The sequence below is a fragment of the Spirulina sp. LEGE 11439 genome (genome assembly GCF_059821285.1).
The window spans coordinates 119,026-130,164 of the sequence record NZ_JCAMRX010000012.1; the positions used below are offsets into that span (position 1 = coordinate 119,026).

At 47.4% G+C, this 11,139-nt stretch carries 5 protein-coding genes; 2 read left to right on the forward strand and 3 right to left on the reverse strand.

The window, feature by feature from the left end; genetic code table 11:
- Positions 1-168 precede the first annotated feature (168 nt).
- Positions 169-4,998: an adenylate/guanylate cyclase domain-containing protein gene (locus tag AC6RV6_RS11200; RefSeq protein ID WP_500240920.1), complete on the forward strand. Its 4,830-nt coding sequence runs from the start codon at positions 169-171 to the stop codon at positions 4,996-4,998.
- Between the two features lie 13 nt (positions 4,999-5,011).
- On the opposite strand, the gene AC6RV6_RS11205 is transcribed toward AC6RV6_RS11200, so the two are convergent.
- From AC6RV6_RS11205 to AC6RV6_RS11215, 3 genes are read right to left on the reverse strand one after another with little or no spacing between them, the layout of a single operon-like run.
- Positions 5,012-6,226: an OFA family MFS transporter gene (locus AC6RV6_RS11205; RefSeq protein ID WP_500240921.1), complete on the reverse strand. Its 1,215-nt coding sequence runs from the start codon at positions 6,224-6,226 to the stop codon at positions 5,012-5,014.
- Between the two features lie 50 nt (positions 6,227-6,276).
- Positions 6,277-9,186, reverse strand: coding sequence for a glycerol-3-phosphate acyltransferase (locus AC6RV6_RS11210; RefSeq protein ID WP_500240922.1), 2,910 nt, complete (start codon positions 9,184-9,186; stop codon positions 6,277-6,279).
- Between the two features lie 23 nt (positions 9,187-9,209).
- Positions 9,210-10,256 carry a GGDEF domain-containing protein gene (locus AC6RV6_RS11215; RefSeq protein WP_500240923.1) on the reverse strand — a complete coding sequence of 349 codons (1,047 nt, stop codon included), beginning with the start codon at positions 10,254-10,256 and terminating at the stop codon, positions 9,210-9,212.
- 206 nt (positions 10,257-10,462) lie between these two features.
- Between AC6RV6_RS11215 and AC6RV6_RS11220 the strand changes: the two genes are divergently transcribed.
- Positions 10,463-11,038 carry a peptidoglycan-binding domain-containing protein gene (locus AC6RV6_RS11220; protein ID WP_500240924.1) on the forward strand — a complete coding sequence of 192 codons (576 nt, stop codon included), beginning with the start codon at positions 10,463-10,465 and terminating at the stop codon, positions 11,036-11,038.
- The last annotated feature ends 101 nt before the right edge of the window (positions 11,039-11,139 follow it).

Genomic DNA, 11,139 nt, shown 5'->3' on the forward strand with positions numbered 1-11,139 from the left:
ACTCCTATTTTAGACCGAACGTTCGGTTTCAAGAAGGAGTTGCAAGGGCGATCGCCGATCGCTGTAGGGAACTCTTTTCAGTTAAACCGCATGCTTCGCCTCCGGTTAAATATGAAATTCGGGAATCAAGGAATAGACTGGTAAAAGTTGCCAATTGCGAAAAGGACGATGGCCAAAATCTTCAAGCTGGCTTTTATTTCTCGAAACATTGGACGCATTCCCCTGCGCCTCGTTTTAATCGTCCCCTTTATTTTGCAAATTCTCGTAGCCGTCGGACTAACGGGTTGGCTTTCCATCCACAACGGACAAGCCGCCATTCACTCCCTTGCCGAGCAACTCCAAGCCGAAGTCACCGCCCGTATCGCTCAAAACCTCAACGAATATTTAGCCATTCCCAAAATTGTCAATCAAAGTATTGTTAATATCCTCGACCCCAATGCGATCGCCCCCACAGATGACCGGAGCATCGAACGTTATTTTTGGAAGCAAGTCAAATCCATCAAACTGATTCATACCATTCAATTTGCCACAGAAGGAGAAAAATATATCGGTGCGGGGCGAACCCAAGACGGCAACGCAGTCCTCAAAATTGCCGATCCCCTTACCACCGATAGTGAATTTCAAACCTATGCCACCGACGCACGGGGTCGCCCCACAGAAAAACTAAGCGCCCGTCCCAACTACAATCCGCGATCGCGAGCTTGGTATCAAGCCGCTATTCGCGTCAATCAGCCGGTGTGGAGTCCCGTGTATGTCATGTTCTCTCACAAAAGGCTGGGAATTACTCTCTCTCAACCCCTTTATGAAGAATCCGGGAGTCTGTTGGGAGTAGTGGGAACCGATATTTTGCTCGAGGATATCAGCAGCTTTCTCAAAGAATTGAAAATCGGGAAGACTGGGAACACCCTGATTATCGATCGCAATGGGAATACCGTCGCCAGTTCCATCCAAGAAGCCCTCTTTTCCGAACGCAACGGCAGTGCCAGACGCTTAAAGATCGACGAGAGTAATAATGCGATCGTGCGAGCGACAGGGAAATATCTTTACGAGTATTTTGGCGATTTGAGCCAAGTACAAGCCGTGCAGCGAGAGCAGCTTGCCTTTGTTTTCGAGGGAAAACGTTACTTTTTCCAAATTACTCCCATCTCAGAAGAATTCGGCTTGGATTGGCTTATCCTCGTGGTGGTTCCCGAAGATGATTTCCTCGGTCAAATTCATGCTAATACCCGCATTACCATTGGCCTGTGTTTTCTCGCTTTTATCATTGCGATCGCCTCCGGGATTGCCACCGCCCGTTGGATTACCAAACCCGTCCTCGAACTGAGTCGCGCCAGCCGCGCGATCGCCGTGGGTCGCCTCAACCAAAGAATTAACGTTCAACCCCTCTTGCCTTGGTGTCCGGGGATTGCCGAAATTCGCGTTTTAGCCCAATCCTTCAATCGCATGGCGATCCAGTTGCGAAACTCCTTTCGCGATCTCGAAATTGCCAAAACCGAACTCGAAGAGCGCGTCGAAGAGCGTACCGCCCAACTCGCTGCTGCCGAAAGCGAATTGCGAGGAGTATTCGAGGGCATGACGGAATTAATTCTCATTTTCGATCGCCAAGGCCGCTATCTGAAAATCCCCTCCAGCAACCGAGAATTACTCTACCGGCCTGACACCCTCGTTGTCGGGGCAACCATTCACGAAGTTTTTCCTCAAGAACAGGCTGATTGGTTTGTCGCTCAAATTCAAGAAGTTTTAGAACAAAAAGAACCAAAAGCTGTTGAATATGCTCTGACCCTCCAGGGGCAAGAAATGTGGTTTGCTGCCACGATTTCCCCAGTTTCTGAAGAAAGCGTGGTGTGGGTTGCTCGTAACGTCAGCGAACGCAAACTCTTAGAACAGCAAATTCGCACCTCAGAAGAAAAAATGCGGACGGTATTTGAAGCCATGACTAACATCATTTTGGTTGTCACCCTCCGCGATGGCAAGTTAGAGAATGTAGAAATTTCCCCCACCAATCCCGCTCGCCTCTATAGTGACATGGAGGTCGATCCCATTAGCGAAACAATCTCCGGGTTTTATCTCGAAGAAACAGCCAGCCAATGGCTGGAAACCCTCCAGTATGCGATCGCCCAACAACAACTCATCAATTTTGATTACAAACTCCAATTGGGGGAACGAGAGGTTTGGTTTTCTGCCAGTATTTCCCCCATTTCTTCAGAATCGGCGATCTGGGTGGCGCGAGATATCACCGATCGCAAGCAAGCGGAAGAAGAAATCGAACTCCTCCTCACTGTCGGCCAGGCTATTAGTACGGCCAAAGACTTTGATAGTGCGATCGCCATCCTCTTACAGTGCATTTGCGAAACGACAGGCTGGCATTACGGCGAAGCATGGATTCCTTCTGTCGATGGTTCGGCTTTAGTGTGCAGTCCCAGTTGGTACGGTGGAAACAGTCACCCATTAACCAACCAACAACGAATCAGAGAATTTCGAGAGTACAGTGAAGCCTTAACTTTGTTACCCAATGAAGAACTTCCCGGACGAGTTTGGGTAAAATGCCGCCCCGAGTGGGTTCGCGATGTGTCCGCAGAAAACGATGATGTCTTTTTGCGATTGGAAAAGGCGGCTGAATGCGGTTTTAGGGCAGCTTTTGCCATGCCCATTCTCGCATCCTCTCGGGAAGATTTTATGCAGGAGTCCAACCAATTTCCCGTTTTGGCGATTCTTACCTTTTTCTTGACGGATTCTTGTCGCCAAGACGAACAAGCCTTTGAATTGGTTATGGGGGTTTCCGGTCAGTTGGGAACCATATTGCAACAAAAGCAAGATGAAGCCGAACTCAAAGCTTTATTTGCTGCGATGACGGATTTGATTTTTGTCTTTGACAGTAGTGGGCGGCATCTCAAAATTCCCGTTACTAATGCGAAAAACCTCATTTACGATCCCATGACCAACCGCATTGGTAAAACCCTGCATGAAATTTTTCCCGAAAAGCAAGCAACTTTTTTCTTGAACCAGATTCGCGAAACCCTACAGAAACAAGATAATGTCGAAATTGAATACAGTTTGCAGATCGAGGGTAGAGAGGTGTGGTCAGATACCACCATTTCGCCAATTTCCACAGATTCGGTGATTTGGGTAGCCCGAGATATTACCGATCGCAAGCAAGTCGAAGCGGCTCTCGTCAAACGCCAGCGCTATTCTGCGGTGGTGGTAGAGGTGCAACGTCAATTATTAGCGGCAGGTGCGAACCACGAAAATTATCATTCGATTCTCGAACCTTTGGGGCGAGTGAGCGGGGCAAGTCGGGTTTATATTTTCGAGAATCATACTTCGACGGCGCTCGGCAATCCTGCTTCGACGGCGCTCGGTAACCTTGCGATGCCGCTCGGCAACCTTGTTTCGACAGCGCTCGGTAACTTTGCTTCGACAATTCGATCTGCAAGGGAAGTCGAACTGTTAATGAGCATTAAAGCTGAGTGGTGCGCCGAGGGGGTGCGATCGCAATTAAACAATCCCTATTTGCAAAATTTACCCTATCAAGATTCCGTCCCGAGGTGGCAGGAAATTTTGGAACGGGGAGACTATATTGAGGGGATTGTGGCGGAATTGCCCCGAGAGGAACGCAAAATTCTCGTACCGCAAAGAATTTTAGCCATTTTGGTGCTGCCCATTATCGTCAATGGCGAGTTTTTCGGCTTTATTGGCTTTGATAACAGCCAAGAGGCTCGGCATTGGGACGCATCGGAGGTCGATTTGCTCAGGGCGGTGGCGGCGGCAATGGGTCTGTGGCAGGAGCGACGGCGAGCGGTCAAAGCCTTGAAACAAAAGGCAGAACGGGATAATTTATTGGGGGCAATTTCTCGACAATTCATTGATGGGGATCTCGATGCAGCGATTGCTTTTGCCTTGCGGGAAATAGGAGAAATGTTGGCAAGCGATCGCGCTTACATTCTTCGCTATCGGGAAATGGAAGAACGACGGCGATTTACCGTCACTCATGAATGGTGTCGAACGGGGATTGCTCCGACGATCGACGATTTACAAAATATTCCTGCCGAGCGTTTTCCTTGGTTTTTTCAACAGTACCAAGCAGGAAACATCGTTCAGTTTGCATCCCTTGAGGAAATTCCCCTCGACGCAGTGGCAGAACGGGAGGAAATGGCACGAGAATCCATCTGCTCGGGACTTCACATTCCGACCAGTTACGGCGGTCAAATGGTGGGGTTAATTGGCTTGGATGTGGTGCGATCGCCAAAACAATGGAGTCCGGAAGACGTGCAGTTTTTGCAGTTGGTCGGAGATGCGATCGCCAGCGCCCGAGTGCGTCGTGAAGCGGAACAGGCGCTACGCATCGAGCAAGAAAAGTCGGAGCGGTTGTTGTTAAATATTTTACCGGCTCCGATTGCCCAACGCTTGAAGCAAAATCAAGGTTCTCTAGCAGAACAGTTTAATGAGGTCTCGATTTTATTTGCCGATATTGTTGGCTTTACGCCTCTTTCCGCACGGCTATCGGCGATCGAGTTGGTGAATTTGCTCAATCATATTTTTTCGGCTTTCGACGGACTGGCCGATCGCTTGGGATTGGAGAAGATTAAGACGATTGGAGATGCTTATATGGTGGCGGGAGGATTGCCGATTCCCATGGCCGATCATGCCGAAGCGATCGCGGAAATGGCACTGCTGATGCAGGAGGCAGTACGATCGTTTCAGGAGCAGCAATCGGAAACCCTTCTTCCTGATGAGACAATCCAAATTCGCATTGGGATCAATAGTGGCGTGGTGGTTGCAGGAGTAATCGGCACGAAGAAATTTATTTACGATCTGTGGGGGGATGCGGTGAATGTGGCTTCTCGCATGGAATCATCGGGTGAACCCAATGGTATTCAAATTACCGAGGCAACCTATGTTCGCATCAAAGATACGTTTATTTGCGAAAAGCGCGGAATCATTAAAATTAAAGGGAAAGGAGAGATGGTTACTTATTGGTTGAAAGGGAAAAGAGGATAATGTTAGATTCATATTAATCCAGAGGTTTTTTCGCTGGGGAAGATTGCAGTGTAAAAAGCGCGATCGCAAAACCAATAACTCCTAAAATCGCAGTCAATAAAAAAGAATAATAATAGCTGCCAAAGCGATCGCGAATAAGACCAGCAAAAAGTGGAATGACGAAACCACCAAAGCTATAACCCAGGAGGAGGATACCAAAATTCCGGGCATATTGTTGAGGATCGAACCAAATTAGCATTGAGATAGCCGCAATAGCCACCCAACTTCCCAGAGACATCCACAGTAAAGAAAAAGCAATTAAATAAACCAGAAGATTGCCATCTCCTGCGAATAACATTAAACTCGAAGCCAAGAAAATTAACCCAAAAGAAAGGCAGGCGGTTTTTCTAGGTTTGAGGTATTCCGTCAGCCAGCCGAATAAAGGGCGACAGCAACCATTAAATATGGCAAATAGAGAGAGACAAAAAGCGGCAGTTTTGCTATCTAAATGAATCAATTCTCGCGCAATGGGAACAGATATACTGATCGCCAGGAGTCCCGATCCTGCCCCGATCGCCGCACAAACCCACAAACCGTAAAATCTCGGCAATCGCCAAGGAGCAATATTTTCTCCATTGGATGAAAAATTAGGTTTTTGCTCTGATGGCGGTAAGGGACAACTGGGAGGACTATTAAAAGTGAAAGCGAGGAGGATCGTGATGCACATAAACCCCAAACCCAAATAGATTAAGGCATGAGATACGTCAAACCGATCGATGAGACTACGGGCAATGGGAGCCGTGATTAACGGAGACAGCCCAAAACCCATGACGGTTAAACCGATAGCAAGGCCTCGGCGATCGGGAAACCATTTGGAGATTGCCGCAACGGGAGCATTATAGGACATCCCTACTCCGATCGCCGCCAAAACTCCATAAGCGAGTAAAAGCAGGATAAAATTGTGAGATAAACCCGCTAAAATATAGCCCAGTCCCACCAGAAAGCCGCCCATTGCGGCGATCGATCGAGAGCCAAAGCGATCGATATAGATACCTGCGATCGGCATAATCGCAGAATTAACCAAAACGATTGAGGTAAAAGGTAAAGCACTCTGCACCGCACTGAGGTGCAGTTCCACTTCCAGAGGAATCCGAAAAATGCTCCATGAATAAATTGTCCCCAAACAAACTAAAAATATTACTCCCAAAGGAAGGCGAAACCAGCGATTTAGTGATAGTTTCCTAGGCATTCTATGGAGAAAAAATTGAGTCATTAATTAAAGATAGTTTTATCAGTAAATCAGTCTAAAATCTCCACAGTCCCCTTTTGACCATCCAAGCGAACCAACTGACCGTTGCGTAAATATTGCAGGGCATTATTCACATCCATTACCGCCGGAATGCCGTACTCTCGCGCTAGAATTGCCCCATGAGATAACTTTCCCCCTACCTCTGCAATAATGCCTTGAGCACGGGAAAGTAAAGGCGACCAACCCGCATCGGTATAAGGGACTACAAGAATTGTTTCCTCATTCATTTCTATACCATCAGCCAGCGATCGCGCAATCTTAATTCTGCCTTCGACAATCCCTGTACTAGCAGGAATTCCCGTTAACTTCTGTTTGGGCGGTAAAGCCGATAAAATCGGTAAATCTCCCTCGGTGGTTGTGCCATAAACCACATAAGGAACTTGGGAGAGTTTCTTGTCTTTTTCCCAACGCGATCGCCGCTGTCGCGCTAAATCGGGAAAACGCGATCGCAATTCCCAATCTTCCTCTTCTAACACGGCACGAATTTCCTCGAGTTTAATTAAGAAAATATCCCCCTCTTCTGCCAAAACTCCCGACTCCAACCATTGTTTTTCTAAGGCTAAAAATGCCCAGCGCAACCCTGCCAATAAACGAGAATAAACTTCGCTCACTCGTCCTTTTAAGTTTAATCGCGGTTGGACGATGCGCGATCGCACCCCTTGGATTTGAGGAGAGGGAGAATTCTTTAAAACTTGCAGGCGACCGCGATCGTTAAAGATATATTGTGTAAATAATTCTCGCATGGGACGCGGATCTTCTTGCCATCTGGGAACGGAAATATCCGTTGCGACTTGACTTAAATAGCCATATTTTTCTAGCCATTCATTGAATTGTTGCAGGATACTTTCACAATCGGGCGTTTCGGCTAAATAAGTAAATAAAGAAGGACAACTATCAAAGTTGAAGCGGGATAGAGGCAGTAAATTTCGCGTTTTTCCAGCCAACTCAGCCAGCGATCGCAGAGATTCGACTTCCGGTAATTGCGAGCTATCTAAATACTGCTCGGAAACCTTGAAAATTCCTTGCCGAATGGCTACGCTTAACGGTGCCAAAATACTGTAATAAGTTGCCCGTTCGAGAGTTAACAAAATCAGTTCAATGCGGGCAAGTAACTCTTCTTCTTCTAAAGATCCTGCTGGAGATTTCAGCGCACTGAGAGCAGGAGAAAACCATTTTTGATAATCGCGATTAAAATCAGATTTTAAAGACCGCTCGCGACCCAATAAACGGAGAAGACCGGGCAGATTTTGGATCGTAGAAATTAAAGGCGGTTGGGAAAACTTTGCCCCTCGGGTGAGAAATTCCAAACTTTCGGGAGGCAAACCCATGCGCTGAAAAATTTGCCCTAATAAGGTTGCGTTAAAATAAGCGTGGGAATAATGTAACGTTGCGGTTGCTGCAAAGTCTAAATCACGATCGCGCTTTCCTAAGACGATTTTAAAAATATTCCCCCAAACGCCACAAGTTAAGGGACGATTGATCGACCACGTGAGGGGAGGAATGGCACCTGGAATGACTTCGGCGGCAATTTTTCGCGTCCAGAGAGGAATGAGGGTGGTAATAGGACGGGCTTGCAGCAACCATAAGGTTTCCCCATCATAAGTCCATTCGATATCTTGAGGAATGCCGTGAAAGCGAGCTTCTAAGTCGCGAACAATTTGCGCCACCTCTCGAATGAGACCCGAGGGGATATTTCCTTCTCCTTCAATGAGAGTTTGAGAGACCGTTGTCTCAGATTCGCGCGATCGCACTGTCAAATAAACGCGATATTGTTCTGGTGTAACTTGTCCGGATGCGACCTGCGCCGCCCCACCCGGTAAGGCTTCCACGATCGCCGCCTCGTTGGTCGCATCCACGGGATCGCGACTGAAAGCGACTCCAGAAAATTGACCGAAAATTTGTTGCTGAACGATTACCGCCAGAGAGGCTTCTGGTTGCTGGCGATCGCGTCGATAATTCAAGGCGGCGGGGTTATTATAGGCAGTCTGACATCGAATAATCGCGGCTTGCAGAGCAACTGCATCGGTAATATTGCCAATCGTGAGATATTGTCCCGCCGCCGAGGCTGTTTCCGAGTCTTCTCCAATGGCAGAAGAACGCACGATTAGGGGATTTTGGGGTGATGGAGAAACCGAGAGGATTAACGGTTGAGGATCGTCTCCTGCTGGCAACACCCAACCCTCGGGAACGTTGTATTCCCAGCGTTTGAGAAGGGAAAGATTCGCCGCTTTTCCACCTACTTTGAGAGGATCGAGGCGATCGCTTAAGGTTAACAAGGCATTATCTCCTCGGAAAAATCGAAAGACACTTTGAGACTCAGTTTTCGCTTGACTGACAGGTAAGTCAAGATCGTCGGGAATTTTGTGATAAATCCAGCCCAATAGAACGGCAAGGGCGATCGCAGCAAAAATATAATCATTATCGTGGGGACGGCGCAAGATGAGAATAAGCGCCAAAACTCCTAAACCGACCAAACGCCCCGTAGCGCGATGGCGAAAAATGGTAAAACTCGTTCCTCCAATTAAAACCATTAAGACGGCGGCGGCGGGATCGTGAAAGACGATTCCCCAAAACGCATTGGTTGTTCCCGCCCCTTTTCCCATCCAATAGCGTCCCATGATTAAGGCAATGAGGGCGATGAGTTGCCATGTGGGTTGTAAGGGGAAAAAATAGCGAGCGATCGCCACCGCACAGATTCCTTTTCCTGCTTCTGAAAGTGCCGAGAGAACCCCTACCCCAGTTCCTCCGTGATAAAAAGCCGCCGAAACCGAAATATTTCCCGTTCCCACCTCGGCCAGTTTTTTCCCAGTCAAACCATAAGTTATCCAATTAATTAAAGGCAGTCCTCCTAACAGAGGACAGAAAATAAAAATTGCGACCGAACCCAAAAAAATGTCCATATTTTCAGTTATCCATGACCCCATTAAATATGCTGAAAAATACAGCGATTGCGTCCTTCTTGTTTGGCATGATAAAGAGCGCGATCGGCAGCTTGAATGAGCGTTGATGGCGTATCATCATTATTCGGAATAAAACTCGCTCCTCCAATACTGAGGGTAACGCGATCGCCAACTTGGGAACGATAATGGGGAATCTGTAGGGCAATAATATTTTTGCGGATGGTTTCGGCCACTTGCCAAGCCACATTGCCTTCACAATTGGGCAGAATAATGCCAAATTCTTCACCGCCATATCGTGCGACCAAATTTGCATTTTCCTTGACGCTATCTTGCAGGGTTTTGGCCACTCCCACTAAACAATCATCCCCTAATAAGTGACCATAGCAATCATTATAAGCTTTAAAAAAATCTACATCGGCAAGCAAAAGCGATAAAGGTAATTGCGATCGCGTCGATTGTCGTAACATTTGTAACAAGTAATTGTCAAAATGTCGGCGGTTGGCAATTCCGGTCAGACCGTCTAAGGATGCGAGGCGTTGTAATTTAAAATTGGCGGCTTCGAGTTGTTGACTGGATTCTTGCAGGAGTTGCGTGGTCAGTTGTAAAATTCGTGCTTGGGCGACGAGGAGTTGATGGGAGTCGAGGAGGCGATAGTCTTGAGGAGAGAGAACGACTGCGATGGGTTCTGTCATCAATTCCGGCGATCGTTGCAAGGAGTAGCGGGCGGCTTCGACAATTGAAGTCTCGCCATCTAAGAGTAAAATATCGACCCGCAAGAATTCGTATAAATTGTGAATGGGGCGATTGGAAAATAATTCCCAACTGTAGGGACGGCTCATGTATTCCCAGAACCGCTCTCGAGAAATCATGCCGGCAAATTTTCCCGCTTCCGTGAGAATCACTCCCGGACGAATGGGGAACTGCTCGAATTCTTTGAGTGCCTCAAGACTGGGACGAGAATGTTCGATCTGAAATTCGTCGAGAAATAAGTCCTTGAGGGTGGATGCGATCGTGAGTGCCAGAGGTGGCTTTCTCGATATTGGCGACAATAAGGGTTGCTCTGGTGTCACGATTTATGCGAGTTTGCAAAGGATCGAGCGGGTTTTTCTCTGCCCAATTTGGGGAGACAAAAGGAGAAAGGCAAAAGATGACGATCTCATTCTATCGGAAACCCTGTCCGATCGTTCGCAGGATTCAGAGCGATCGCGATCGCCTTGCGATAACGCGATAGAATGAAGGGGCGCGATCGCTGCTCTCCAATTCTTTTAACAGCGTGATGAAAAAGTATCTGTTCTTTCTAATTTCCCTTTCGTTCTTTCTCTCACCAATGATGAGTGCGGCTCAAACTTCAGAGCGTCCCGTTCTTCGCATTGGCTCTCAAGGGGATGTCGTGCGAGAGTTGCAAGCCACTTTATTGTTATTGGGATTTTATACTGGAGCAGTGAATGGGCAGTATTCCGAAAGTACCGTCATTGCCGTGTCTCGGTTTCAAGAAGCGGCAAAATTACCGATAGACGGCATTATGGGAACCCAAACTTGGCAAAGGCTCTTACCGGCTGCTCCCGCTTTACAATCTGGAAATACTAACGCACCTACCCTCATTCCTCCAGAATCTACCCCTCGGGCATCCGATCGCGCCAGAGAGAATTTACCAGTTTTGCGATCGGGAATGCGCGGTGAAACTATTAAACGCTTGCAAGAACGCCTGCAAGTGTTAAATCTTTTCTCGGGAACAATCGATGGCATTTTTGGGGAACAAACCTTAGAAGCAGTCAGGGCATTTCAACAACAAAATAATCTCACTGTCGATGGCATTGTCGGCGCAAAAACTTGGGAAATATTATTTAGATAATTAGTAATGAGTTCACTATTTACTATTTACTGATTTATACCAGCGATCTCAGTACAGGACAAAACTTGCAAAAAGGCATGGGAAGAGGGTTTGATAAAAAT